The organism is Nocardia sp. NPDC058666 (assembly GCF_042714895.1).
Classification (GTDB): Bacteria; Actinomycetota; Actinomycetes; order Mycobacteriales; family Mycobacteriaceae; genus Nocardia.
The window spans coordinates 1-23,884 of sequence record NZ_JBHXRY010000012.1; the positions used below are offsets into that span (position 1 = coordinate 1).

26 protein-coding genes and 1 tRNA gene are annotated in these 23,884 nt (G+C 66.1%); 12 read left to right on the forward strand and 15 right to left on the reverse strand.

Going from position 1 to position 23,884, the window contains the following annotated elements; all coding sequences use genetic code 11:
* A partial coding sequence (gene aztB, locus ACFWVD_RS22445) for a zinc ABC transporter permease AztB (protein ID WP_379245776.1) occupies positions 1–1,206 on the reverse strand: 1,206 nt, incomplete at its 3' end.
* A gap of 48 nt (positions 1,207–1,254) precedes the next feature.
* Here aztB and aztA point away from each other — a divergent pair.
* Positions 1,255–1,923 carry a zinc ABC transporter ATP-binding protein AztA gene (gene aztA / locus ACFWVD_RS22450; RefSeq protein WP_379245778.1) on the forward strand — a complete coding sequence of 223 codons (669 nt, stop codon included), beginning with the start codon at positions 1,255–1,257 and terminating at the stop codon, positions 1,921–1,923.
* Positions 1,924–1,951: 28 nt separating this feature from the next.
* The gene (locus ACFWVD_RS22455) at positions 1,952–2,308 is read left to right on the forward strand and encodes an iron chaperone (RefSeq protein ID WP_379245780.1); all 357 of its coding nucleotides are present in this window, start codon (positions 1,952–1,954) and stop codon (positions 2,306–2,308) included.
* Between the two features lies 1 nt (position 2,309).
* On the opposite strand, the gene ACFWVD_RS22460 is transcribed toward ACFWVD_RS22455, so the two are convergent.
* From ACFWVD_RS22460 to ACFWVD_RS22470, 3 genes are all read right to left on the reverse strand, one after another.
* Positions 2,310–3,440: an NDMA-dependent alcohol dehydrogenase gene (locus ACFWVD_RS22460; RefSeq protein ID WP_379245782.1), complete on the reverse strand. Its 1,131-nt coding sequence runs from the start codon at positions 3,438–3,440 to the stop codon at positions 2,310–2,312.
* 103 nt (positions 3,441–3,543) lie between these two features.
* Positions 3,544–4,068 (reverse strand): DinB family protein, encoded by a 525-nt coding sequence (locus ACFWVD_RS22465; RefSeq protein ID WP_379245783.1) that lies wholly within the window; start codon positions 4,066–4,068, stop codon positions 3,544–3,546.
* Between the two features lie 60 nt (positions 4,069–4,128).
* Entirely contained in the window at positions 4,129–5,193 is a 1,065-nt protein-coding gene (locus tag ACFWVD_RS22470) for a phosphotransferase family protein (RefSeq protein WP_379246079.1), read from the reverse strand.
* A 69-nt stretch (positions 5,194–5,262) separates the two neighbouring features.
* Here ACFWVD_RS22470 and pabB point away from each other — a divergent pair, with 69 nt between their 5' ends.
* Positions 5,263–7,299 (forward strand): aminodeoxychorismate synthase component I, encoded by a 2,037-nt coding sequence (pabB, locus tag ACFWVD_RS22475; protein ID WP_379245785.1) that lies wholly within the window; start codon positions 5,263–5,265, stop codon positions 7,297–7,299.
* A 1-nt stretch (position 7,300) separates the two neighbouring features.
* Here pabB and ACFWVD_RS22480 read toward each other — a convergent pair whose 3' ends face one another.
* Complete coding sequence (locus tag ACFWVD_RS22480; protein WP_379245787.1) at positions 7,301–7,792, reverse strand: hypothetical protein; 492 nt, start codon at positions 7,790–7,792, stop codon at positions 7,301–7,303.
* 108 nt (positions 7,793–7,900) lie between these two features.
* Here ACFWVD_RS22480 and ACFWVD_RS22485 point away from each other — a divergent pair, with 108 nt between their 5' ends.
* Complete coding sequence (locus ACFWVD_RS22485) at positions 7,901–9,646, forward strand: TerD family protein (RefSeq protein WP_379245789.1); 1,746 nt, start codon at positions 7,901–7,903, stop codon at positions 9,644–9,646.
* On the opposite strand, the gene ACFWVD_RS22490 is transcribed toward ACFWVD_RS22485, so the two are convergent.
* Positions 9,643–9,933 carry a hypothetical protein gene (locus tag ACFWVD_RS22490; RefSeq protein ID WP_378921229.1) on the reverse strand — a complete coding sequence of 97 codons (291 nt, stop codon included), beginning with the start codon at positions 9,931–9,933 and terminating at the stop codon, positions 9,643–9,645. The genes ACFWVD_RS22485 and ACFWVD_RS22490 overlap by 4 nt on opposite strands.
* A gap of 202 nt (positions 9,934–10,135) precedes the next feature.
* Here ACFWVD_RS22490 and ACFWVD_RS22495 point away from each other — a divergent pair, with 202 nt between their 5' ends.
* The gene (locus tag ACFWVD_RS22495; RefSeq protein WP_379245791.1) at positions 10,136–10,408 is read left to right on the forward strand and encodes a hypothetical protein; all 273 of its coding nucleotides are present in this window, start codon (positions 10,136–10,138) and stop codon (positions 10,406–10,408) included.
* On the opposite strand, the gene ACFWVD_RS22500 is transcribed toward ACFWVD_RS22495, so the two are convergent.
* A complete protein-coding gene (locus ACFWVD_RS22500; RefSeq protein WP_379245793.1) occupies positions 10,405–10,893 on the reverse strand; it encodes an FBP domain-containing protein in 489 nt (162 codons plus the stop codon). The genes ACFWVD_RS22495 and ACFWVD_RS22500 overlap by 4 nt on opposite strands.
* Positions 10,894–11,072: 179 nt before the next feature.
* Between ACFWVD_RS22500 and ACFWVD_RS22505 the strand changes: the two genes are divergently transcribed.
* The 3 genes from ACFWVD_RS22505 to ACFWVD_RS22515 all read left to right on the forward strand — a co-directional run bounded on the left by ACFWVD_RS22505 (position 11,073) and on the right by ACFWVD_RS22515 (position 12,812).
* On the forward strand, positions 11,073–11,486 hold the full coding sequence (locus ACFWVD_RS22505) for a hypothetical protein (RefSeq protein ID WP_379245795.1): 414 nt from the start codon (positions 11,073–11,075) through the stop codon (positions 11,484–11,486).
* Between the two features lie 175 nt (positions 11,487–11,661).
* Positions 11,662–12,186, forward strand: a complete 525-nt coding sequence (locus tag ACFWVD_RS22510; protein ID WP_379245797.1) for a hypothetical protein — start codon at positions 11,662–11,664, stop codon at positions 12,184–12,186.
* Positions 12,187–12,311: 125 nt separating this feature from the next.
* Entirely contained in the window at positions 12,312–12,812 is a 501-nt protein-coding gene (locus tag ACFWVD_RS22515) for a nitroreductase family deazaflavin-dependent oxidoreductase (protein WP_379245799.1), read from the forward strand.
* A 16-nt stretch (positions 12,813–12,828) separates the two neighbouring features.
* Here ACFWVD_RS22515 and ACFWVD_RS22520 read toward each other — a convergent pair whose 3' ends face one another.
* The 3 genes from ACFWVD_RS22520 to ACFWVD_RS22530 form a co-directional block, all read right to left on the reverse strand.
* Positions 12,829–13,215, reverse strand: a complete 387-nt coding sequence (locus tag ACFWVD_RS22520; RefSeq protein ID WP_379245801.1) for a DUF6086 family protein — start codon at positions 13,213–13,215, stop codon at positions 12,829–12,831.
* 125 nt (positions 13,216–13,340) lie between these two features.
* A tRNA-Ile gene (locus ACFWVD_RS22525) sits at positions 13,341–13,414 on the reverse strand.
* A 358-nt stretch (positions 13,415–13,772) separates the two neighbouring features.
* A complete protein-coding gene (locus tag ACFWVD_RS22530) occupies positions 13,773–14,777 on the reverse strand; it encodes a zinc-binding dehydrogenase (RefSeq protein ID WP_379245803.1) in 1,005 nt (334 codons plus the stop codon).
* 483 nt (positions 14,778–15,260) lie between these two features.
* Between ACFWVD_RS22530 and ACFWVD_RS22535 the strand changes: the two genes are divergently transcribed.
* Positions 15,261–15,764 (forward strand): hypothetical protein, encoded by a 504-nt coding sequence (locus ACFWVD_RS22535; protein WP_379245805.1) that lies wholly within the window; start codon positions 15,261–15,263, stop codon positions 15,762–15,764.
* A gap of 6 nt (positions 15,765–15,770) precedes the next feature.
* Here the strand turns inward: ACFWVD_RS22535 and ACFWVD_RS22540 are convergent, their stop codons facing one another.
* The 5 genes from ACFWVD_RS22540 to ACFWVD_RS22560 form a co-directional block, all read right to left on the reverse strand.
* Complete coding sequence (locus ACFWVD_RS22540; protein WP_379245807.1) at positions 15,771–17,543, reverse strand: SDR family oxidoreductase; 1,773 nt, start codon at positions 17,541–17,543, stop codon at positions 15,771–15,773.
* A 32-nt stretch (positions 17,544–17,575) separates the two neighbouring features.
* Positions 17,576–18,670, reverse strand: coding sequence for a PDR/VanB family oxidoreductase (locus tag ACFWVD_RS22545; protein ID WP_379245809.1), 1,095 nt, complete (start codon positions 18,668–18,670; stop codon positions 17,576–17,578).
* On the reverse strand, positions 18,667–19,569 hold the full coding sequence (locus tag ACFWVD_RS22550; protein WP_379245811.1) for a metal-dependent hydrolase: 903 nt from the start codon (positions 19,567–19,569) through the stop codon (positions 18,667–18,669). Before ACFWVD_RS22550 ends, ACFWVD_RS22545 begins: the two co-directional genes overlap by 4 nt.
* 131 nt (positions 19,570–19,700) lie before the next feature.
* Positions 19,701–20,705 carry a YdcF family protein gene (locus ACFWVD_RS22555; protein ID WP_379245813.1) on the reverse strand — a complete coding sequence of 335 codons (1,005 nt, stop codon included), beginning with the start codon at positions 20,703–20,705 and terminating at the stop codon, positions 19,701–19,703.
* Between the two features lie 90 nt (positions 20,706–20,795).
* On the reverse strand, positions 20,796–21,449 hold the full coding sequence (locus tag ACFWVD_RS22560) for a rhomboid-like protein (RefSeq protein ID WP_379245815.1): 654 nt from the start codon (positions 21,447–21,449) through the stop codon (positions 20,796–20,798).
* A gap of 367 nt (positions 21,450–21,816) precedes the next feature.
* Here ACFWVD_RS22560 and ACFWVD_RS22565 point away from each other — a divergent pair, with 367 nt between their 5' ends.
* Genes ACFWVD_RS22565 through ACFWVD_RS22575 form a run of 3 tightly spaced genes read left to right on the forward strand, consistent with a single transcriptional unit; the run spans position 21,817 to position 23,839 of the window.
* On the forward strand, positions 21,817–22,083 hold the full coding sequence (locus ACFWVD_RS22565; RefSeq protein WP_379245817.1) for a plasmid stabilization protein: 267 nt from the start codon (positions 21,817–21,819) through the stop codon (positions 22,081–22,083).
* Between the two features lie 36 nt (positions 22,084–22,119).
* A complete protein-coding gene (locus ACFWVD_RS22570; RefSeq protein ID WP_379245819.1) occupies positions 22,120–23,070 on the forward strand; it encodes a TIGR03557 family F420-dependent LLM class oxidoreductase in 951 nt (316 codons plus the stop codon).
* Positions 23,071–23,077: 7 nt separating this feature from the next.
* Positions 23,078–23,839 (forward strand): DUF72 domain-containing protein, encoded by a 762-nt coding sequence (locus ACFWVD_RS22575; protein WP_379245821.1) that lies wholly within the window; start codon positions 23,078–23,080, stop codon positions 23,837–23,839.
* Positions 23,840–23,884: the final 45 nt, after the last annotated feature.

A 23,884-nucleotide genomic window follows, 5' to 3' on the forward strand; every position in this document is an offset into this window, starting at 1 on the left:
GTGGTCGACAGTCCACGCCCCGCCGTCGATGATCCGAACCAACGCCCCCGAACTCAGATACGCGAAGCGCCCGTCACCAACGACACCGACAGTCGGTCTCCGCTGGTCGCCACCGATAGGCAACTGGCGATCTGTCGGTGGGCCGGAATTCGGCTGTGAGGAAACATTTTTCGGTGCAGGCGCGTCGACCGACGTGACCTTCTCGGTCAGCAGATCGATCACCCGAACAGCTCCGGCCGCGTCGGCGACAACCAGCCGCGCCTGAGCCTCGCTCGCCTCCTCTGCCCCGGCGACGAACCCGTGCGCAGGCTCCTCGACCACCGCAGGTTCCCCCGCCACAGAACACCCCACCAACGGCACCGCCGCCAGCGCGACCACCCACACCTTCCCGAACCGCTCCCGCACCGCCGAGAAAACAGCCGACACGAAGAACAGCCCCACCGCCACAGCCGCGATAGTCGCCCCCGCCGCAGTCCCCCCATGCCACGAAATAACAAGTCCCGCAACGGTAGACAACCCACCGACCAGTGCGGCGATCACCATCACCACCGGTATCCGATCCGACCAATACACCGCGGCCGCAGGCGGAGCGATCAGCAACCCGAACACCAGCAACGTCCCCACAACGTGAAACGAGGCCACGATCGCCACCGTCAGCAACCCGATCAACGCCACCTGCGCCGCTTTCGGATGCAACCCGAGCGTGTGCGCTTTACGCGGATCGAAGGTGAGCGCGACGAACGCCCGATGCCCGAGCACTGCGATCACCAGCGCAATCGCCAGTGCCGCAACGAGATACCAGAGATCCACCGTGCGCACTGCCAGCACGTCACCGAACAGGAACCCGGTCAGATCGACGGCGAAGGACTGCGACCGCGACACGATGATCACCCCGGCCGCGAGCATCCCCACGAACAACAACCCGATCGCGGTATCGGCGGCGAACCGTTTACCGCGCGACAGCGCCGACACTCCGAACGCCATGGCGGTGCAACTCACCGCGGCCCCGACGATCAGATTCCCGCCGAGCAGCGCAGCCACCGCGACACCGGGCAGCATCCCGTGCGCCATCGCGTCACCGAGAAATGCCATGCCGCGCACCACAACCCAGGTTCCGGCCAGTGCGCACACGCACGACACCAGCAGCCCACCCCACAGTGCGCGCTGCACGAATGCCACCTCGAACGGAGCGATCAGCCATTCCATAGGGCGGAACGATATACTGAAAATGATTATCGTTTCAATTGAGGTGAGATGCAGAACACAGAAGCAATCCGTATCCAGGGCCTGACAGTGGGTTACGCCGGGCAGCCCGTGCTGTCGGAGGTATCGGCATCCATCCCGCGCGGCCAGATCACCGCGATCGTGGGTCCGAACGGTTCAGGGAAGTCGACCCTGCTCGGCATCCTCGCGGGCACAGTGACCGCCCAGTCAGGCAGCGTGCACCGATCCACCACGCACAAACCCGCATTCGTGGTGCAGCACAATGCAATTCCGATGACGCTCCCGATGACGGTGCGTGAGGCGGTGGCGATGGGGCGCTGGGCGCATCGCGGGTCGTGGCGGCGCCTCACCAAAGAGGATCGCGAGATCACCCGCGCCTGCCTGGAGCGAATGGACCTCACCGACTTGGCGCCACGGCGACTCGACACCCTCTCCGGCGGTCAGCGCCAACGCACCCTGCTCGCCCAGGCGCTGGCCCAACAGTCGGACCTGATGCTGCTCGACGAGCCGTCGACCGGCTTGGACGCGACCTCGCGCGCTGAGATCTCCCGCGCCCTGGCCGAGATCAGCGCCACCGGCGTCACCGTGGTGCAGGCCACCCACGACATGGCCGAGGCGGAGCAGGCCGACTATTGCCTGCTGCTACGCGACGGCCACCTACAAGCGGGTCATCCGAAGAAAGTGCTGGTCAGAGGCTAGAATTGCCGCCTACCCAACAGGAGGAACCGTGGCAGACAAACCCACCTCCGTCGACGCCTACCTGGCCGACCAACCACCGGCCGAACGCGCCGTCCTGCAACAGATCCGCGCAACGATCCACCGCGCGGTCCCCGACACGGGCGAGAAGATCAGCTACGCCATCCCGGCCGCCACCATCGACGGCCGGGTGTTCATCTTCTTCGCGGGCTGGAAAGCCCACGTGAGCGTGTACCCCGTGCCCGAGGGCGACGCGGCGTTCGAGAAAACCATCGAGCCCTACAATTCGGGCCGTGGCACCTTGAAATTCCCACTCGGCGAACCGATTCCGTTCGACCTGATCGCACAGGTCGCGGTGCGCCTCGCCGAGCGGGCTCGAAACAGCTGACCTACCAGTCGGCTTCGGTGTAGCGGATGATGCCGCGAATGTTCTTGCCGTCCAACATGTCCTGGTAGCCCTGGTTGATCTCTTCCAGGGAGTAACTGCGGGTGACCATGTCGTCGAGGTTGAGCTGGCCGGCCTTGTACAGCGCCAGCAGTCGCGGGGCGTCCTGGCGGGCGTTGCCGCCGCCGAAGATGGTGCCCTTCACCGTTTTCTGCAGCATAGACAGCAGGAAGCTGTTGAGTTTCACGTCGCTGGCGTCCATCCGCCCCATCGAGGTGACCACCAGGGTGCCCGCCTTGCCGGTGAGGATCAAGCCCTCTTCGATGTAGTCGCCGTGCATCTCACCCATGGTGAGGATGACCTTTTCGGCCATCCGGCCTTCGGTGGCGTCGATCATCGGCATGATCGCGGCGGCCATGCTCTCGTAGGTGTGGGTGGCGCCGAACTTCTGCGCTTGCTCCAACTTCCACGGGTTCGGGTCGATGGCAATGACTTTCGACGCACCCGACAGCACCGCGCCCTGCAGCGCGCTCATGCCGACGCCGCCGATGCCCGCGATCACCACGGTCTCGCCCGGCTGCACCTGCGCCACGTGTGTGGAGGAACCGAACCCGGTCGGCACGCCGCAACCCACCAGGCAGGCCACCTCGAACGGAATGGTGGGGTCGATCTTCACCACCGAGGTGTGGTGCACCGTCATGTACGGGGCGAAAGTGCCCAGCAGACACATCGGGATGACGTTCTCGCCGCGCGCCTGGATGCGGTAGGTGCCGTCCGAAATCGCCTGTCCCATCAGCAATCCCGCGCCCAGATCACACAGCGCCATATTGCCCGACACGCACGACGGGCAGCGCCCGCACGCGGGAATGAACGACAGGATCACGTGGTCGCCCACGGCCAGGTCGCTGGGACAGTTCGGGCCGAGCTTGGTGATCACGCCCGCGCCCTCGTGGCCGCCCATCACCGGGAACGCCGGCATCGGCGTCGCCCCGGTGACGATGTGATGGTCGGAGTGGCACATGCCCGCCGTTTCCATCCGGATCTGCACTTCACCGGCGACGGGGTCGCCGACCTCGATCTCCTCCACCGACCATTGCTGATCGGTGCCCCACAGGATCGCGCCCTTCGTCTTCATTGCCGGTAGACCTCTCGCCAAGCGTGCCTCGTTGTGACTGCACTCACCCTAACGACAAATCACCGATTTCTGAAACACGTTCTAGAAATTAGTTGAGAAATCTCTATCCGCGCACGTCGTACACGTGGTGCACGAGGTCGTGCAGGAAGTAGCGACCCAGCGAGTCGACCGTGAACAGCGATCCGTCGCTGCGCGCACCCCGCAATTCCAGCGAATCCGCGGGCACCGCGGCGAACGCGGCGGCGATCCGTTCGGCGGCTTCGGCCAGTTCCCGCGCGACGACGGCGGGGTCCTGCTCGTCGTAGCGGTCGGCGAGCGCGGTCGCGTCCTGATCCCAGTTCTCGAACTGCGGGGCGTGCACGCCGTCGCCGGCCAGCATGAGCGCGAGCCTGGTGTCGAAGATGCGGCACACGTCGCGCACGTGGGCGGCGTATTCGAGAACGGACCAGGTCTGCGCGTCCGGGCGCACCCGCGCGTCGTCGCGTTCCAGCGCCGCGCCGAGGCGGGTGGCGCTGTCGAGCACCAGCGCGGGCACCGCGGTGAAGGCGGTGGTCTCGGCGTCGAATCCGCATTCGGCGCAGGCGCGTTCGAGCACCCAGGTCCAATTCTTACTGTCAGGCACGATCATGGAAGTGAGCCTAGGGTGTCCGCTTCTTGCACTCCATCGATTTTCCGCCAACTTCCGACATCATTGCGCCAGCTGACCGGCCTTCTCGAACAGTTCCATCGTCACCGCGTGCAGGAAGTCGCCGACCGGTTTGGGTGCCTTGCCCGCGAACGCGCGCGCGTACGTGCCCTCGAGCACGATGCCGAGTTTGAAGCAGGCCAGCACGGTGTACCAGGTGATCGCGCTCAGATCGCGGTCGGAGAACGTGCCGTAGTGCTCGATCATCTCCGCGGCGGTGGGCAGGCCGCCGACCGTGCCGAGGGTGCCCATCAGGCCCGCGCCGACCGTGCCGGGTTCGGGTCGGGTCGCCAGCTGCCAGCCCAGGTCCAGCAGCGGGTCGCCGATGGTCGACATCTCCCAGTCCACCAGCGCCGCCACCTCGGGGCCGTCGTAGTCGAACATCATGTTGGCCAGGTGGCAGTCGCCGTGCATGATGCCCGGCGTCCAGGTGGTGGGTCGGTGGCGTTCGAGCCAGTCGCCGATGCGGTCCACGCCGGGGATCTGCGGGCCGGGGTACCCCTGGTTCGCGCTGTAGGAGTCCAGTTCGCGCAGCCAGCGCGGCACCTGCCGTTCGAGGAAACCGTCGGGACGGCCGTAGTCGTGCAGGCCAAGAGCCTGGTAGTCGAGGGCGCCGAGCCTGGCGATGGCCTCGACGGCGGACAGGCCCATCTGGCGGCGGATCTCGGGGTCGCCCGCGTGCAGGTCGGGCAGTTCGGTCTGCGGGTTGAAGCCGCGGATGGGTTCCATGAGGTAGAACACCGCGCCGATCACCGACTCGTCGTCGCAGGCCGCGATCACCCGCGGGGACGCCACGTCGGTGCCGTCGATGGCGCGCAGCAGTCGCGATTCCCGGCCGATCACCTCGTTGCTCTTCGCCCGCAGATGCCGGGGTCCGCGCCGCAACACGTACTCGCGCCCGCCGCGGGTGAACCGCAACATGATGTTCTGCGTGCCGCCACCGATGCTGGTGATCGCGTCGAATTCCGTACCGGGCAGGCCCTGTCGGTCCATCCACCGCCCGATCGCCGCGAAGTCCGCGATCGACTGGTCGACATCAACAGGTTGAGAAACAGACATGGCGCACATTCTGCCCGCGCGTCCCCGGCCCTGCGCGGGAATGAACACCCGAGGGCCGAGCGTAAAGTTTGCGCCACAATGCGCACGCTCTTGATCGACAACTACGACTCGTTCACCTACAACCTCTATCAGCTGATCAGCGAGGTCAACGGCAACGAGCCGACTGTCGTGCGCAACGACGAGGCCCCGGTGGACCTGCACCGGTTCGACAATGTGGTGATCTCGCCGGGACCGGGCCGACCTGATCGTGCCGGCGATATGGGGTTGTCGACGGCGGTGATCGCGGAGTCCGAGCTGCCGCTGTTGGGTGTGTGTCTGGGCCATCAGGGCATCGTGATCGGCGCGGGCGGGACGGTCGAACGTGCGCCCGAGGCCAGGCACGGGTTTCTCGATCAGGTGACCCATGATGATCGGGATCTGTTCGCGGGTCTGCCGCAGAATTTCACGGTCGTGCGTTACCACTCGCTGGCCGCGCAGGTCCCGTTGCCCGACACTCTCGAGGTGACCGCGTCGACCGGTGACGGGGTGATCATGGGGGTGCGACATCGGGAGCGGCCGCAGTGGGGTGTGCAGTTCCATCCCGAGTCGGTGTCGAGTGAATTCGGTGCCGCGCTGCTGCGTAATTTCGCCGATCTCACCAAAGTGCGGGTGTCCGCGCCTGTGGTGGTGCGCGGGCCGTCGGTGAAACCTGCTCTCGTTTTTCTTGAGCGCTCATTTCGCTTGGTGCACAAGGTAATCGAACGGGCGATCGATACCGAAGCGATCTTCCTGCGTAAGTATTCCGAGGGTACGGCGGCGTTCTGGCTCGACAGTGAGCATGTCGAACGTGGTCTCGATCGGTTCTCGTTTCTGGGTGATGCGAGTGGGCCGCATGCCGAAATCGTGGGGTACCGGGTCGGGGACGGCTCCGTCACGGTGACGGACGCGGCGGGTACTCGCACCGTCGAAGGCACCGTCCTGGATTATCTGGATCGGGAACTGCGAACCCGGCAGTGCGAAATCCCGTCGCTGCCTTTCGATTTCGCGGGCGGTTATGTCGGGTATCTCGGTTATGAAGCGAAGGCCGACTGTGGTGCGCGCAATGCCCACCGCTCCCCCACGCCGGATGCGCAGTGGATTTTCGCCGACCGGCTGATCGTGGTCGATCATGAGGCCGGGCAGACCCACCTGCTCGCTCTGACCGAGAACGATCAGGCCGCCGAACAGTGGCTCGCCGAGACCGCCGACGACTTGGCCGACCTGCCGACGTGGGTCAACCCGGCGGGCCTGTCCGTGCCCGCCGACCCCGATGCGGTGCAGGCCCATCTGGTGCGCGGGCGCGATCGCTACCTGGCCGATATCGCGGTGTGCCAGGACCGGCTGCGGGCGGGCGAGTCCTACGAGATCTGCCTGACCGACGCGGTCGCGGTCGCCGCCGAACCCGACGACGGACTGGATCTGTACCGACGACTTCGCCGCTGCAACCCCGCACCGTACGCCGCCTACCTGCGGTTCGACGGCCTGGACGTGGCATGTTCCTCGCCGGAACGGTTCCTGAAGATCGACCGTGATCGGGTCGTCGAGAGCAAACCGATCAAAGGCACCGCCCCGCGCGGACGCACCGCCGCCGAGGACGAGCAGCTGCGCCGCGCCCTGCCCGCCGACCCGAAAACCCGCGCCGAGAATCTGATGATCGTGGACCTGCTGCGCAACGATCTGGGCCGCGTCTGCGAAGTCGGATCCGTGCATGTGCCGAAGTTGATGGACACCGAAACCTATTCCACCCTGCACCAATTGGTGTCCACGGTGCGCGGCACCCTGCGCCCCGACGCCGGGGTGATCGACTGTCTGCGCGCCTGTTTCCCCGGCGGTTCGATGACCGGCGCGCCGAAGATTCGCACCATGGACATCCTCGACGAGTTGGAAACCGAAGCACGCGGGATCTATTCGGGCACCATCGGTTTCCTCGGTCTGGGCGGCACCGCCGACCTCAACATCGTGATCCGCACGGCCGTGCGCTACGACGACGAATGGCGGATCGGTGCGGGCGGCGCGATCGTGCTCGATTCCGATCCCGAGGACGAGTACGCGGAAATGGTGCTCAAAGCGGCCGCGACCTTCCGCGCGTTGGGCTGACTCAGCGTCTGCGGGGACGCTTGGTCGGCTCCGGTTCCGGCGCGGGTTCCTCGCCGCCACGCCCGGCGATCCGCCCCAGCAACCCGACCCCAGGCAGCTTCGCCACCGCGCCGAACACGTCCTCCCCCAGCGAGATCACCGCCTCGAGCCGCGGCAACAACCGGTCATAGGTGGCGAACACCGGATCGGCCAACGCCAACGTGCGATCCAGCCGATCGATGGTGCTGTTGAGCCGCTCGACCGCGATCGACAGGTTCTCCACCAGATCGGGCAACTGCGCCGCCAACTGCGCCGAGGCAGGCGGCAGCCGCACCGCCGCGTCGAAGGCATACCCCGCCGTCTGCTGCGCGGCGTCGATCGCCTGCCCCGCCGCCGTCTGCGCGGCCCCCACCGCCGCCTGCGCGGCCGACAACAACTCGGCCCCCGGCACCTTCCGCGCCTGCGCCGCCGGAGCAGCCTCGTCAGCGCGCCCCCGCTTCCTCGGGTTCGTCATGACACCACTGTGCCGCAAGCGGGCCGCGCACGCAGCAATGGGCGCCCCACCCCGCTTCGTGTCCTGGTCAAATTTCCTGTCGGACCCTCATGGCATCATGCGGGGACCATGGAACTACGCAAGGGTGCGCACGCGCCGGTCCCGACATCGCTTCTCGCCGTGGTCGTTTCATGGCGGTCCGCGCATGCCGTGGACGCGCACGCCCTGTTGGTCACCGAGTCGGGGCTGGTGCGCGGCGACCGCGATTTCGTGTTCTTCAACGCCCCCCGGCACGCCTCGCAAGCCGTGACGCTGGACCAAGAGCCCGCCCCCGGTACCGCGCGGCTGAGTATTTCGCTGCCGCGCACCGAAGATGATGTGGCGCGCATCGTCATCAGCGCTTCTCTCGACGATGCCACGTTCGACCAACTGCCCGACCTCACTTTGACCGTGCACGCCGCCGACGGGCCGATCGCCGAGTTCGCGATCGAGGGCATCGAAGATGTGCAGGCGATGATGTTCGGCGAGTTCTATCGTCGCGACGGTCAGTGGCGGTTTCGCGCGATCGGTCAGGGGTGGGCGGGTGGATTGCCCGGCTTGGCCGCCGAATTCGGGGTCACCGTCGATGAGCCGAAGGCGTCCGCAGTGCGCTCCGCGTCGGATCTCCCACCCGCTGGATACCTGCCGTCGTCTGCCGAACCATCCGAGCCCGACGACCGTCGACGCACCGGGTCCGCCGTCGCTGAGGATCCGACCCGGCGCCCGCCCGCCCTCACCCGCCGCGTCATCGACGTCCCACCCCCACCCCCGCAGGACCCGGAACTCGCCGACTGGCACCCCGACCCGGAGTCTCCCGATCAACTGCGCTGGTGGGACGGCGACGAGTGGACCGCCAGCGTTCGCCCGCATATCCACGACCATCGCGCCCGTTGCGCTCGCTGTGGGAACCCCTTGCGCCGCAAGCTGTTCGGCGGTCACTCCCCCTGCAAGAACTGCGCCGCCGAAGTCGAGGAGTTCCTCACGCACTGGCGCAACAGGGCCAGGCGCGTCCTCGCGGGCCCCGGCACCCTGTCGCACGAGTGGACCGAAGTCTGGGCGGCCCTGCGCTTCCAACGCATCGACGAGGACCTCGGCCGCACGGTCCTGCGCGAAGCGGGCGTGACTCAGGTCGAGCGAATGGTCGCCTTCGCGTTCGCCGACGGTGAGGTCTTCGCCGACGAACTCGAAGCCTTCGAACATGTCGTGAGCGAACTGGCCCTGTCCGGCACTATCGTCGACGACCTCCGCCGCCGAATGCACCGCGGCCGCACCCTGTCCCGCCTGCGCGCGGGCGAACTGCCCACCATCAACACTCCCGGCCTGCACCTGGACCCCGACGAGCGCGTCCACCTGGACCTGCCCGCGGTCCACATCCGCATGCTCGCGCGCGGCCCACGCAACACCGAAGGTCGCCTCATCGGCAGCTCGAAGAAACTGCGCTTCGTCGGCGACGGCACGGGCATCGAACTGCCCTGGAACAGGGTGGTCTCCGTGCATCCCGAGCACGGCACCGTCGTGCTCGCCGCCACCTCCGCGCGCGGCGGCGCGACCTTCGGCGTCACCGACCCCGACTACGTCGCAGCGGCGTTGGAAGGCGCGCTACGCGTGTCGAAACGCCTGGTCCTGACCCCGGGACAACGCGACAGCCGCAGCATCCCCCAGGACGTGAAAGCCCAGGTGTGGCAGCGCGACGGCGGTGCGTGCGTGGAATGCGGCGACGGCCACTACCTGGAATTCGACCACATCATCCCGCTCAGCCGCGGCGGTGCGACCAGCGCGACCAACCTGCAGATCCTGTGCCGGGCCTGCAACCGGGCCAAGGGCGCGCGGATCTAGCCCAGAATCGCGTTCATGATGGTGCCGCCACTGGTGGCCACCACACCGCCGATCATCGCGCCCGCGATCATCTTCGGCGACTCCATGGCGCTGCCGTTCCACTTCTCCCAGGCGAACTTGCCGCCGGCGACGGTGATGGCGAGCACGCCCGACAAGATCATGAACCAGGTCAAGTACTGCACCATTTTCATGATCTTGTCCGACAGCGGAGGCGCTTCCGGCGTGGGGTTTCCGATCTGCGCATACGTCGTGATGGTGTCGGCCATCGACGTCAGAATGATGCTCATAGCCTGCTCCCCTGTCGCGTGCAGCGAACTGCGTTCCAGCGCTGTCGTATTCGATCTGGTCCAGGATACGGGCGCGAACCCCTTGTGCACCAACAAAACCGATCGGTACGGTCGCACCGGGCCCCGACATCACCGCAAACGACCGGATACCATCGACACAGAGTTCATCGTCGTTCCTCCCCGAGATACCGAGGCAGACCCCATGTTTCTGGCCGCCGTCACCGATACCTTGGCGCAGATCGGCAATCCCACCCCCGAGGCCCCGCCACTGGCGAACAAGATCATGCAGATGGTCAGCTATCTGACCTGGTTCATTCTGCTGTCGGGCATCATCGCCATCACCGTCGCGGGCGGCAAGTTCGCGTGGGAGAAATGGACCGGCGGCGCGATGCAGTCGCCGAAGATGGTCGCGGGCGCGATGATCGGTGGCGTGGTCGCCACCAGCGCGGGCACCATCATGAACGCGATGCTCTAGGTCGAGAGTCGGTCGACGAAGGCGTTGAGGTTGGTCACCACCCGCTGCGCCTTCTCTTCCACGGTCAGATCCTCGCGATACCGGCTGCCCATCGAGGGCCGCTTCTTGTTGCGCGCGTACAGCGAACAGGCCAGATCGGTGCAGATGTAGCTGCCCACGGTGTTGCCCTTGCGCCCCGACTCTCCCGTCTTGCTCGCGGTCATCAACGAAACGCCGCCGCCCGAATGCGTGGTGAGGCAGATCGTGCACATCTGCGTCTTCCCCGAACCGCCGGTCTCATGCCGCAACGCGATGCTGACCAGCCCGTCCTCCCTTGGCACCGAGATATAGCAGCGCCCCGCGTACGAGGGGTCGGTCCACCCGAGGAAGTCCAGATCTTCCCAGGGCCGCTGCTCCAGGTCACGCGGCACGAGCAGCCGTTTGGCGTCGCCTTTCGAACAGTTGACGAACGACGCCCTGATCTCGCGTTCGGTAATCGGTTCCATAAGTAGCCACGCTAACGATCCCGCCGACCAGCGACAACTCCATTTCCGACCGATCGGTCGGCTGGATGGAAAAACTCGTCCGAATTCTTTCGCCAGATATGTCGAGGATCGTTGTCTCGCTCCGACCTCCCGGCAGAACCACCGCGCAACGCGGAACCAGCCACCCCAGGGAGCCCGTCATGAACATCATCAAAAGCATCGCCGCCCTCCTCGCCGGACTGATCACCACCGCCGCCCTGTCGAGCGCCACCGACGCGATCCTCGAGTCCACCGGCGTCCTACCGAAGGGCCACATCTACGTCGCCGCCCCGGTCATCATTCTGGTACTCGCCTACCGCACGGTCTTCAACGTCCTCGGCGCCTACGTAGTAGCCCGCCTCGCACCCCACCACAAAACCGCCCACGCGGTAGGCCTTGGCATCTTCGGTTCACTCGGCTCGGTCATCGCTGGCATCGCCACCATGAACATGCACGTCGGCCCCCTCTACTACCCTCTGACCCTCGCCGCCCTCGGCATCCCCGCCGCCTACCTCGGCGCGAAGCTCGCCACCCGAGAGAGCGTGGCTCCGGTTCTCGCAAGCAGCCCGGCCTGAGCACCCCACCAGGCGGCGCGCGCCCAACCGGCGTGCGCCGTCTTCTGTTGTGCCCGGTTACGCCGTGACGATGCCCGCAGTCCGGGCGGCGCGCAGCGCCATCCGCCGCCGATGGTAGCTCGGGACCCGCACTCAATGGGGCAACTGCCGGTACTCAGCCGAGTATGCTGACGTCGTGCGCTTCCGCCGCCGCCAACCGTCGCGTCGCTACTACGCCAGGGAAGGGCGGCGATGGAAACGCGGCGAGCAGAAGATACTCGCTGATCCGTGTGTATTCACCGTTGGTGTAGGTGCTCACCAGTGGGCTGAAGCGTGGGTGATCGGCGACCTGACAGCGGCTCCGCTACACGAAGATTCATTCGATCGTTGGAGTGCCGCCCTGGGTATGGAACTCCCCTACGCGCTCACGTTCGAGATGGTGATCAACGCAGTGCTGCAGCGGGCGGTCAGCGATGGCGCCATCACGGTTCCCGAACCGGGGACGATCAAGAGCAAGAGCAACGTTCGAGATCCTTTCACCGAGACCACGATCGGCATCGGATTAGGGTTCGTTTCCTCGCGGACCAAAAGGCTGACAACGGCCAGTCCTGAGACCCTGATGTATGCCGATCTCAATGCCCGACCGGAGCTTGGGGTTGATGCTGCGGTCGCGCTGCTTCGTGCGGCATCGGACATAATGCGCGCGCCTCGCCACCCCTAGCCTCGCGCCACGATGCCCACACCCTAAGGCGAAACGCCGACCCTCGAACGTTCATCCGGGAAACCCCCGACAATCGGTCTACTATCGGTTGTAGTAGACCAAGGCATGGAGGGGCGGTGCGTGGAATGAACGGACGCAAGGGGTCGTTGCTACAGCGACTGGTGGAATCGGTGTCTCACGTCGCGAGCAGGCGCGGCGTCTACCTCGGACGCCGATCGACGAAACTCCATGTGGCCCTGTACCGCCGGACCAATGGCCGCCTCGGCGCCACCATGCCGGTGTTCCCCGAAGCCAAGATCCTGCTCCTGAACCACGTCGGCGCCAAATCCGGCACCCTGCGCACCTCCCCGGTGATGTACCACGCCACCGGCGACACCATCGCGATCGTCGCCTCCAAGGCCGGCCAACCAACTCACCCCGCCTGGTACCACAACCTGAAAGCCAACCCGCACACCACAATCCAGATCGGCGCCGACCACCGTCCGGTCACAGCCCGAGTAGCCACCGACGCCGAACGAGCCCTACTGTGGCCCGAGTTCGTCGCGTTCTTCCCCAGCTACGACTTCTACCAACGCAACGCCAGCCCACGCATCATCCCCATCCTCCTCCTGACACCCCGCCGATAAACCTCGCCGCCGCCCGTCAACGTGCCATCTGAAGGGCCAGTCGACGCGCATGCTCGCGAACCTCACCCCAAACGTCCGCGACACCCCACACCGGAGCGTCGGGAACGGGCCACCGCACCTCGATTCCGGCCCGCTCCGCGACGACGATCATGGTTGCGATGAAGCCGTCGGACAGCGCCTGGATCACTGCATGGTGGGTGCTCGCGCGCCGAACCAGCAGTACGTCCAGGAAATTCGCGAGCAGGCCGACGGTGATCTGACACTCGTCGGCCTCCATCGGTCCGATCCCGGACGGCAGGCCGAGTTCTTCCTCGAACAACCGCACTTGGCGAAGGAACAACCGTGAAGCCCCGTTCGAGGGATTCCAGAGGGTCACGGTGCCCAACTCGTAGTACTGGCTCAACGGGGTACCTCCGACTGCCGGAAACTTCGCAGGACATCGGTTGCGCAATAGTCTGTTGGTGTACGCGCGCCCCTCGGTCGAAACGTCTGATGCGAATCAGGAACCGGGAGGTCAGGAGGGGGAAGTGGGGCGGGTGGGGCTCGAACCCACGACCAGCGGATTATGAGTCCGCGGCTCTAACCGACTGAGCTACCGCCCCTCGCCGCGGGGGTCTCCGCGGGCGAGTCGCATGGTACCCGGACTGGTGCGGGGTTGACTACTCGGCGCGGTGGGGTGGGTGTGGGAAACGAACGATCGGTCGCGGCGACTTCCGGGGGGAAGGCGTTGCGACCGATCGTTGTTGTCTTGCACCCGAGGGTGACGGGTTACGAGCGTTCGGCTCGTTGGCCACCCCGTAATCGCTCATCACGATCGTGACTGTCGATGTTTCCCCCTGGGTTGCTGGCCAACTTGATCACTGCGACTACCAACAACAGAACCGCGGCGATGACCGCGATGATTATGATTCCCTGCACAGAACATAACTTAACGTGTATTCCGTTGGGGCGCTTGGTACTTTACAATGACGCGCCGATCGTCAAGACGGTACGGCCGAGGGTGGATCGGCTTTCGATGGCGGTGTGGGCCTGCTCGACTCGGTCGAGTGGGAAGGTTTGCCCGATCACCACTTCCAGGTCGCCCGCGATCACCGCGGTGTGGATGCGGTGAACGATTGCCTCCCAATCGATTTCACCTTTGACGATGTCGAACAGGCCGAGCACCGAGACGCCGCGTGCGGCAGCGGCTTCGGTGTCGCCGTTCGCGAAATCGCCTGCGGCGGAGCCGTAACCGAGGAAGATCCCTTTGTCGGCGGCGGCGGTCAGTGCCGCGCCACCGATCGCCCCGCCCGCACCGTCGAACACCACGGCCGCTCCCCCGCCGGTGATCCGGCGAACTCGATCCTCCCAACCGGCGAGTGAGTAGTCGACAACCTCGACAGCGCCCAATCGTGTTGCGAGAGCCAGCTTTTCCGCACCACGGGCAGCGGCGACCACATTCGCGCCGGCCGCGGTGGCCAACTGGATGAGCAGCGTGCCCAGACCGCCCGCCGCCGCGGTGATCAACACCCACGAACCCGGTTGCACCGCAGCACGATCGAAGACGGCGAGCGCGGTTCGTCCGTCATGGGCAAGCGCGACGGCCTGCCGGGTGGTCAGACCGACGGGGATCTCGGTGAGCGTGGCCGCCTTGGCGAGGGATTTCTCGGCGTAACCACCGATGGGCAGCCCACCACCGATGCCGCTGGCGGCGGTCTGGGTGACCACGCGCTTACCGAGCCAACGGGGATCGACCTGCGCACCGACCGCGCTGACCACGCCGCCCACCGCACCGCCGGGGACGTAAGGCAGGCTCAGCTGGAAGTAATCCTGCCCCCACCCGCTACGCAGGCGACTGTCGAGGAACATCACGTCGGCAACCTCGACGTCGACGACCACTTCGCCCGAATCCGGTTGCGGCACGGATAGTTCCACCACCTCGAGGACCTCGGGACCACCGAATTCTTTGACCTGCACTGCACGCATTGGAGACTCCTTACCAGTGGTGACAACCGAACGAGTCCAGCTTGAAACCCCAAGCCCACTTCAGGTCAAGCGCGCTGAGACGCAGGTCACTCGATCAGGAGCTCCCGCCGCAACTGCTGCTACTCCCGCCACCACAGCTACTGCTGCTCCCACCACCACCACAACTGCTACTGCTACCCCCTCCGCCCCCACAGCTACTTCCCCCACCACACCCGCTACCGGAATCACCGGAGGGCCCCGGATCCCAGGGCTGCCCCGAAGCCCCGTCGAAGAACGGATACGCCCCCGCCGACCCCGCCACCCACCGCGGATCCCGCGGCCCGCCACTGTGCGGCGCGCTCAATTTCCGAATCAGCAGCGCGACGGCGGTCACCACCACGCCGATCAGCACAACGGAAATCCCCACCAGGATCACGAGCGTCATCGCCATCCCCGCAGGCTAACCTCCCACCCCGACTACGACCAGTGGCCGTACAGTGAATTGTGGCGTTCACTCTCCCCCGACCGGGCAAACGGCAAGTCGACCTGCGCACCGTCGACCGCACCGTCGCTGCCCTGCATCTACCCGAGGCGGTCTTCAAAACCTGCCCGTGGCAGCCGCGCGAACTCGTGGAAACCGGTCTGCGCCAATGGTTGCGGTGCTGTGGCGCCGCCATTCGCGACGATCAGGTGATCGGTATGCCGTCGCACGCGGTCGACGAGGCCTGGCACGGTTTCATCCTCTGTACACAGCTGTATGCGAAGTTCTGCGAGCAGGCTTACGGCCGGTTCCTGCACCACTTTCCCGAGGGCGTGGGCGACAGCACGCAAGACCACGGCTCGATGCAGGAACAACTGGGCCGCACCGTGGTCGCCTGGTCGATGGTCGCGCAGCCCGAGGAGACGTGCGTGTTGTGGGACCTGGACAGCAAGGTCGAGGTGGAGAATCCGTGGGGCGTGGACGCCCGGCACGTCGCCGCCGTGGAGAAGCAACTGCGCCGGGCGTAAACGGACTCAGACCAGCTTCATCCGACGGGCCGCGAACCGCACCGCACCGGGTGCGATCCGGTTGACCCGGTACTGCAGCCACGATTCCGGCGTCACCGGCACGATGTCGCGCCCGGTCCGCACCGCCTTCACGATCTGCTCCGCCACCCGGTCTGGGGTGTACCCGCGCCGCTGGTACAGCTTGTCGAACTTCTGCTGCGTGGCCGCTTCTTCCTCGGCGGAAATACCCGAGAAGCGGGTCGTGGCAACGATATTGGTATGCACGATGCCGGGGCAGACCGTCGACACCGAGATGCCGCGCTCGGCCAGTTCGGCGCGCAGGCAGTCGGAGAACATGAACACCGCCGACTTGCTGGTGGCATAGGCGGCCATGTCACGCTGCGGGCTGTAGGCGGCCATGCTGGACAGGTTCACGATGTGACCGCCCAGCCCGCGATCGGCCATCGCCGCACCGAATGCCCTGCAGCCGTTGACAACTCCGCCGAGGTTGATCCGCAGCACCCGGTCGAATTCCTCCGACGGGGTGTCGAGGAAGGCACCGGCCTGGCCGACGCCGGCGTTGTTGATCAGCACATCGGGCACACCGTGCGCCGCGATCACCTCGTCGGCGTGTTCACGCACCGCGTCCTCGTTCGACACGTCGAGCGAATATGAGTGCGCCACACCACCTTCGGCGACCACCAGTTCGGCGGTCGTCTTGGCGGCGAGCTCGTTCACGTCGGAGACGACAACTTCGGCGCCCAGACGTGCGAACGCCAGCGCGGTCTCCCGGCCGATGCCGCTGCCGCCACCGGTGATCACCACCAGCTTGTGGTCGAATTCCCTACCCCCGAAACCTACTTCGGACCTGGCCAGCGCACGTGACACCGGCGCACCGTCGAGCGCGTCGATCAGCTCGGTGGTGGCGGTGGCGAGAAGTTCGGGATGTGAGAACGGCATCCAGTGCCCCGCGGGCACGTCGCGACGCCAGAGCCGGTCGGTCCACTTGGCCGAGTCGTCGTATCCCGCGGGACGAACCGCGACATCGCGCCCCGCCACGATCAACTGCACCGGAACCTCGGTGTGTCGCTCGCGCGGCGACAGCATCCGCTGCACGATGTTCGCCCGGTAGATGAGCAGCCCGTCGACCATGTCGCGACGGAACGTCGGGCCCAGCTTCACATTGGCGACGGCCGTGTCGTTCATGAGGGAAACCGCACGCTGCCAGACCTTTTCGGTGCCGATGGCGTTGAACGTGGCGCGCGGCAGCCGGGGCGTCATGAAGAAGAAGGTGTAGGCCGAGGACGCGAGCTGGGTCATCGGCTGCCACACATTGCGCAGCGTCGGACGCGACAGCCGGTCGCGCACCCAGCTGGACAGGTGGTCGAGGTTGGGCCCGGACACCGAGGTGAACGAGGCGACGCGTTGCGCGGCCTGCGGTTCACAGACCGCCTCCCATACCTGTACCGAACCCCAGTCGTGCGCGAGCACGTGCACGGGACTGTCGGGACTGGCCGCATCGATCACGGCGTAGAAGTCACGCGACAGTTCGTCGAGCCGGAAGTCGGCGGTGCGCTGTGTGCGAGTGGACTCACCGTGCCCGCGGGTGTCGTAGGCGACCACGTGAAAACGGTCGGTCAGCAGCGGAATCACCCTGTCCCACAGGTGATGTGTGTCGGGCCAGCCGTGCACGAGCACGATGGTGTCGGCGGTCGGGTCGCCGTATTCGAACACGGCGATGTCGAACTCGCCGCTGCGGACAATGCGCTGATTCGCGGGCTGGGGGCTGTCGTTGGTCATGGTCTTTCGGACTCCTTGTCCAGCATGGTTGTTCACAGGTCGAGCACCAAACGCTGTCCGTGGCACCGGGATACGCACGCCAGCATGGCACCTTCGGCATGGTCGGCATCGGACAGCGTGGTCTCGCGGTGGTCGGGTTCGCCCGCACGCACGCGAATCACGCAGGTGCCACAGAAGCCCTGCCTGCACGAATACGGTTGGTCGGGGCGGGTTTTCAGGATGGTGTCGAGTACGGTGCGGTCGGCCGCGACCGTGACCACCTCGCCGGTGGAGGCGAATTCGATCTCGAACGGGGTGCCGTCGATGATCGGGGGCGGGGAGAACCGTTCGAAATGCAGTTCGACCGAAGGCATTTCGCGCACAGCGGCGACGATGGCCGATGTCATCGGGGTCGGTCCGCAGGCGTAGACCGCCGTGCCCGGCCGAACTCCGGGCAGCAGGTCTTGCGCGGTAGGAAGTCCGTGCTCGTCGTCGGTGCGCACCACGACATTTCCGCCGAAGCTCTCGATCTCGGCCAGGAACGGAATGGTGTCGCGGCTGCGTCCGCTGTAGACCAGCGTCCACGGCACGCCCAGCCGGTGCGCGAGTCGGGCCATCGGCAGGATCGGGGTGATGCCGATGCCGCCTGCCACGAAATGCAGTCTGTGCGAAGGTGATCCGTGACCGGGGATCGCGAACGGGAACGCATTGCGCGGCCCACGCACCACCAGCCGACTACCGACGGTCAGCGTGTCGTGCACCTCGACCGAACCGCCACCACCGCCGGGAATGCGACGCACCGCGATCCGATACGCGCGCTCGTCGGCGGGGTCGCCGCACAGCGAATACTGCCGCAGTCGACCCGACGGCAACTCCAGGTCCAGGTGCGCGCCCGGCCGCCAGCGCGGCAGCACCCGACCGTCGGGCGACTCCAGCCGCAGGCTCACCACGTCCTGGACGTGCGCTTCGATCCGACGTTCGGTCACCAGCACGCGCAGGCGGCGGTCGTCCACGCGCGGACGCAGATCATCGCGGTTGACCAGCGCGCTCCAGCGCAGCCGAGTGGACGCGATCGCGTCGATGACCTTGATCGCGGGGTCGTGGCGGCGCCTACCGTAGAGGTCGGCGGGGATGTCGCGCGTGGTCACGACGCTGCCGCGCGGGCGCCGGGCGAGGCCGCCAGGTAGGCGATGGCCTGCGCCGTCGAGCCGACGGTTTGCGGGTTGTAGCCGGGTTGGAACGTCGACAGGGCGCTGCGCAGCAGGGACGGGACGCCGGGCAGCGCACCGCGCCACATCGCCGCGAACACCCCGCCCAGCACCCGCGGGTAGCCGTGGTCGGGCAGCCCGGGGTCCTGGTTCACCAGGAACCGCGCCCCACGCACCAGCACGATCAGGAAGATCGGGAACACGATGGTCATCGACGCGCACCGGCGCACGTACCCGACCCCGAAGTACTCCGCCACGTCGTGGGCGACATTGCGATGCTCGACCTCCTCGGCGCCGTGCCAGCGGAACAGGTCGACCATGCGCGGGTCGGCACCGAACTTCTCCATGTCGGCATTGAGGATCCAGTCGCCCAGCCAGGCGAAGAAGTGCTCGAGGCAGGCGATGAACGCCAGTCGTTCGACCAGCATCTGGCGGCCCGCGCGGTCGTCGCCGCCGCGTGCGCCCAGCGAGATGCGGAACAGGTATTCCATCTGCCGCAGGTAGGGGCCCGCGTCGACGTTGTGCGCGGTGAACACGTCCTCGAGCACTTTGCCGTGCGTCTGGGCGTGCATGGATTCCTGGCCGATGAAGCCGAGCATGTCCTCGCGCAGCTTCTCGTCCTTGACGTAGGGCAGCGCCTCGCGGTAGGTCTCGATGAACATGCGCTCACCCTCGGGAAGCAGCATGTTCAGCGCGCTGATCAGGTGGCCGGCGATCGGTTCGGCGGACATCCACTGCAGGTCGATGCCGGTCCAGTCGAAGGCGACATTGCGCGCGTGCAGCGCGACCGTGCCCGGATCGACCTCCGGATTCCGGGTGTTCCAGCGAAGTAACTTCATCGATACTCCTCGATCAACCGCGCACGATCGGGGCGTGCTCGAGGATGCGACGCTGCATCCCGCTCGGTCATTCGAGGATACAACTATCCAGTACGGGAGGTAACACCTAAATCGGGTAACACCAAGATTCTTTACTGTGTGACACCGTAGATCGCCAGAAAGACCGGGAACGCCGCCATCAGCGCACACATCACCGCGTTGAGGACCTTGTGTTCGAACAGGATCCCGACGTACTCGCGCAGCAGCGCGCTGGGCAGGTAGTAGCGCGCGGTCGGCGCGCCGACGGCCTGCGCGTCGATCCCGACCGACCGGGCGAGCAGCGCGGTGCGCAGCACATGGAAATTGCTGGTGACCAGCAGGATGCGGCTGTCGATCCCCTGCCTGGCCAGCAACTGCCTGCTGAACACCAGGTTCTCGCGGGTGGTGGTGGAGCGGTCCTCCTGCAGGATCTCGTCGGCGGGCACCCCGTGTTCGACCAGGTAGGCGGCCATGGCCGTGCTCTCGGCGACCTTCTCGTCGGAGCCCTTGCCGCCGCTGGTGACCAGCAGCGGCGAGGGGCCGTGCGCGCGGTCGACCTGCCAGATGCCGCGCGCGCGATCGAGCCTGCTCGCCAGCAGCGGCGGCACCCGATCACCGAGCAGGCCGGAGCCGTGCACCACGATCGCGAGGGCGTTGTCGGTGCGGGTCACCCAGCCGTAGACCAGCGAGTACAGCAGGAACGCGGCCAGCACGAAACCCAGATAGGACGCGACCAGCACCACCGCCAACAGCAGCGCACCGAGCACGAACCACTCGGCGGTCACCGCCACCACCAGTAGCACGTACGGAACCAGCAGCGCCACGCCGAGGCCCAGCGACAGCAGGTTCGCCACCCGCATCCCTTCGCGTCGCAGCATCACCACCCCGTTGACCATGAGCAGCCCGGCCAGCACCAACACCAGCAGCGGGGACATCGCCAGCGCGAAGAAGAACAGCAGCTCGGCACCCACGCCCTCGGTACCCGAGCCCACCAGTTCCCCGCCGACGCACAGGAGTCCCAGCAGCAACAACACGCCGTTGCTGAACCGTCGCCGCTCCTGCCGGAAGCGCAGCGCGAACACACCGAGCAGAACCACACCTATCGCCAGCAAAATCACGTGCTCAGCCTAGTCAGCGTGGGGCGGCGAGCAGGCTCGTGGAGGGCGGTAGCGGGTGCGAAGTGCACCACATCGGCTACCTGTCGGCAATCATCGCCGGGCAGCCATCAGCGTGCGGGGATTCCATGGGTGGCCGCGGCCGCGGGTCAGCGGGTAGCAGGCGAAGCCGATGACGGCGGCGCTCGCGTGGCCGATGTCGGTGAAGGTGCGGTTCAGGAAAATCGGCGGCAGGACCACCGCGAGCACGCCGAGGATGTACCACCAGCGCCACGGCGTCGTCAGGTGATAGGCCAGCACGGCGGCGACGCCGGCCAAGCCGTAACTGACGCCGACATCGAGGATGTACATCGCCTTCTCCGGAGCTTCGTCGCTGCGGATGGCCCAGAGGAGCACGCCTTGGCTGAGGTACGTGGCGCCGACGTGGGCGAGTGCGACCACCGCGAGCCAACGCCAGGTGCCCAGCCAGCGTTCGGCGTTGGCGTGGAAGACGGTGAACAGCACGGCGTAGGCGAGCCAGCTGCTGCCGTCGATCCAGAATGCGCTGGTGATCAGGACTCGGACGGGTTCCTCGGCGAGGTGATGCAGGTTGGTCGAACGGTGATCGAGCCAGTCTTTCGCCTCGTCGGGTGGGAGGAGATCGATGATCAGGGTGGTGATGGCGAGGGTTGTCAGCCAGAGGTAGGTGCCGGGGGCGCTGCGAATCCACCGCCAGGTGCGGGTCGCGATCGCGCGGGGTGCGGGCACTTGGTCAGTGTGCCAGGAAAAGATTGGTTGCCGTGTTATTGCTAACACCTAATCGGGTACTCGCGATATGCCGGGTATCTAGCCCACCACCAGCGAAGAAGCTGGGCCCTCACCGCCTGATCTGTTGGCGCGGACCAGTAACTAGCTGGGCACAAAGGGAAGGAGGTGAACGTCATGGCGTGGGAATTTTTCGTGGACTTCGTCGAGGCCATCTTCGAACTGTTCTTCCCGTAAACCAAGATCGATTCGGGTGACGGCACCGGTTATGGTGCCGTCACCCGAGTCTGTCACTGGCTGTCTGTTTCCTCGGCCGATCTCCGGGTAGGCGGCAATCAGAGCCGCCCACCGATCGGAACAGGAGCAGCCTATGCCCCAGCAAGCGTGGAGCCCCAAACGCGAACGCCAATACAAAGACATCAAGAAATCCGAACTCGACCGCGGCCGCAGCGAAAAACGCGCCGAAGCGATCGCCGCAGCAACCGTCAACAAGACCCGCGCCGAACACGGCGAAACCGAATCGAGCGGTTCGGGCAAAACCCGCGACCAGCTCTACGCTGAAGCCCGCCGCCGCAACATCGACGGCCGCTCGAAAATGAACAAGCAGGAACTGGCCAACGCCCTCGGCCACAGCTGACCCCGCCCAGCTGACCCCACTGCGAAAGGTTCGCCCATGCAGATCGGTTTCAAGTTGGCATCGGAAGCTTTCGGCCCGAAAGAACTCGTTCGACAGGCCGTGCGAGCCGAGGAAGTCGGCTTCGATTTCGTCGAGATCAGCGACCATTTCCATCCCTGGCTGGACAACCAAGGCCATTCCCCCTTCGCGTGGACCGTGCTCGGCACGATCGCCGCCAGCACCGAGAAGGTCGGCCTCGCCACCGGCGTGACCTGCCCGATCCTGCGCTATCACCCCGCGATCATCGCCCAGGCCGCCGCCACCACCGCCCTGCTGTCCGACGGCCGCTTCACCCTCGGCATCGGTGCCGGTGAACGACTCAACGAACACATCGTCGGCCATGATTTCCCACCGGTACTCATCCGTCACCGCATGCTGCGCGAAGCGCTCGAGATCATCCGCCTGCTGTGGCGCGGCGGTTATCGCAGTTACTACGGAGAATTCCTCGAACTGTCGGAAGCCCGCGTTTTCGACCTACCCGACACTTTGCCGGTGATCGCCGTAGCGGCAGGCGGACCCAGCGCTGCCAAGATCGCCGCAGAATTGGGCGACGGCCTCTTCGCCACCGAGTCCGATCCCGCACTCGTGCAAGCCTTTCAGCGCGAAGGCGGTTCGGGTCCACGCTATGTCGAAATAGGTGTCGCGTTCGCGTCCGACGATCGCGCAGGCGCCGAAGCCGCATTGTCGACGAACAGGTGGAGCACCGGTGGCTGGAAAGTCATGAGCGAGTTGCCCAACCCGGCGAATTTCGCCGCCGCGTCGACCACCGTGCGAGTCAAGGACATGCTCGATTCCTTTATCTGCGGCAGCGATCCGAAACCGTATGTCGAGGCAGTACGCAAAGCCGTCGACGCGGGCTTCGATCATGTGGTGTTGATGAACGCGGGCCCCGACATGGACGCGTTCTTCGATTTCTATCGCAGCGACCTCGCACCGCTGTTGCGCTGAGGCCGAAATGACCATGTATGTCGGCACTTCCGGCTGGCAATACCGTGATTGGCGTGGCGTGCTGTACCCCAAGGGCGTGCCGGTGCGCCTGTGGCTCGAGCATTACGCGCAAGCGTTCGCCACCGTCGAGTCCAACAATGCCTTCTATCGACTGCCCAGCCGGGAGAACTTCGCCGCGTGGCGCGAACGCACCCCCGCCGGCTTCGTCATGGCGGTCAAGGCCAGCCGCTACCTCACCCACATCAAGCGATTGCGCGATCCCGAGGAACCGGTGCAGCGCCTGCTGGATCACGCGGCGGGTCTCGGCGATCGACTCGGCCCGATCCTGCTCCAGCTGCCGCCGACCCTGCGCGCGGACGCCGAACTGCTCGACAACTGCCTGCGCTGTTTTCCCGCGAAGGTGCGGGTGACCGTGGAACCGCGCCACGATTCCTGGTGGACCGACGAGATCCGCGACGTCCTGAAGTCTCGTAATGCGGCCCTGACCTGGGCTGATCGCGACTCCCGCCCGGTGACACCGCTGTGGCGGACCACCGACTGGGCGTACCTGCGCCTGCACGCGGGCCGCGCCGCTCCCCTGCCGTCCTATGGCAAACACGCGCTGAGCGCCTGGGTGCGCCGATTGCTGGACACCTGGTCCCCCGAGGACGACAGCTACGTCTATTTCAACAATGACCACGGCGGAGCGGCTGTCCGCGATGCCGTGGTCTTCGCGCATCTGGCCGCGAACGCGGGCGCGAATACGACGCGAGTGCCCGACTTACCGTGACACACGAAACCCCCGCCTCGACAACGATTCTCGAGACGGGGGTTC

Coding starts and splice junctions, on each gene's coding strand:
- ACFWVD_RS22480 (WP_379245787.1), bottom strand. CDS start 7,792: ATGACGAACCCGAGGAAGCGGGGGCGCGCTGACGAGGCTGCTCCGGCG.
- ACFWVD_RS22575 (WP_379245821.1), top strand. CDS start 23,078: ATGACCATGTATGTCGGCACTTCCGGCTGGCAATACCGTGATTGGCGT.
- ACFWVD_RS22565 (WP_379245817.1), top strand. CDS start 21,817: ATGCCCCAGCAAGCGTGGAGCCCCAAACGCGAACGCCAATACAAAGAC.
- aztA (WP_379245778.1), top strand. CDS start 1,255: ATGCAGAACACAGAAGCAATCCGTATCCAGGGCCTGACAGTGGGTTAC.
- ACFWVD_RS22460 (WP_379245782.1), bottom strand. CDS start 3,440: ATGAAGACGAAGGGCGCGATCCTGTGGGGCACCGATCAGCAATGGTCG.
- ACFWVD_RS22530 (WP_379245803.1), bottom strand. CDS start 14,777: ATGCGTGCAGTGCAGGTCAAAGAATTCGGTGGTCCCGAGGTCCTCGAG.
- pabB (WP_379245785.1), top strand. CDS start 5,263: ATGCGCACGCTCTTGATCGACAACTACGACTCGTTCACCTACAACCTC.
- ACFWVD_RS22490 (WP_378921229.1), bottom strand. CDS start 9,933: ATGAGCATCATTCTGACGTCGATGGCCGACACCATCACGACGTATGCG.
- ACFWVD_RS22540 (WP_379245807.1), bottom strand. CDS start 17,543: ATGACCAACGACAGCCCCCAGCCCGCGAATCAGCGCATTGTCCGCAGC.
- ACFWVD_RS22570 (WP_379245819.1), top strand. CDS start 22,120: ATGCAGATCGGTTTCAAGTTGGCATCGGAAGCTTTCGGCCCGAAAGAA.
- ACFWVD_RS22500 (WP_379245793.1), bottom strand. CDS start 10,893: ATGGAACCGATTACCGAACGCGAGATCAGGGCGTCGTTCGTCAACTGT.
- ACFWVD_RS22505 (WP_379245795.1), top strand. CDS start 11,073: ATGAACATCATCAAAAGCATCGCCGCCCTCCTCGCCGGACTGATCACC.
- ACFWVD_RS22495 (WP_379245791.1), top strand. CDS start 10,136: ATGTTTCTGGCCGCCGTCACCGATACCTTGGCGCAGATCGGCAATCCC.
- ACFWVD_RS22550 (WP_379245811.1), bottom strand. CDS start 19,569: ATGAAGTTACTTCGCTGGAACACCCGGAATCCGGAGGTCGATCCGGGC.
- ACFWVD_RS22515 (WP_379245799.1), top strand. CDS start 12,312: ATGAACGGACGCAAGGGGTCGTTGCTACAGCGACTGGTGGAATCGGTG.
- ACFWVD_RS22485 (WP_379245789.1), top strand. CDS start 7,901: ATGGAACTACGCAAGGGTGCGCACGCGCCGGTCCCGACATCGCTTCTC.
- ACFWVD_RS22465 (WP_379245783.1), bottom strand. CDS start 4,068: ATGATCGTGCCTGACAGTAAGAATTGGACCTGGGTGCTCGAACGCGCC.
- ACFWVD_RS22470 (WP_379246079.1), bottom strand. CDS start 5,193: ATGTGCGCCATGTCTGTTTCTCAACCTGTTGATGTCGACCAGTCGATC.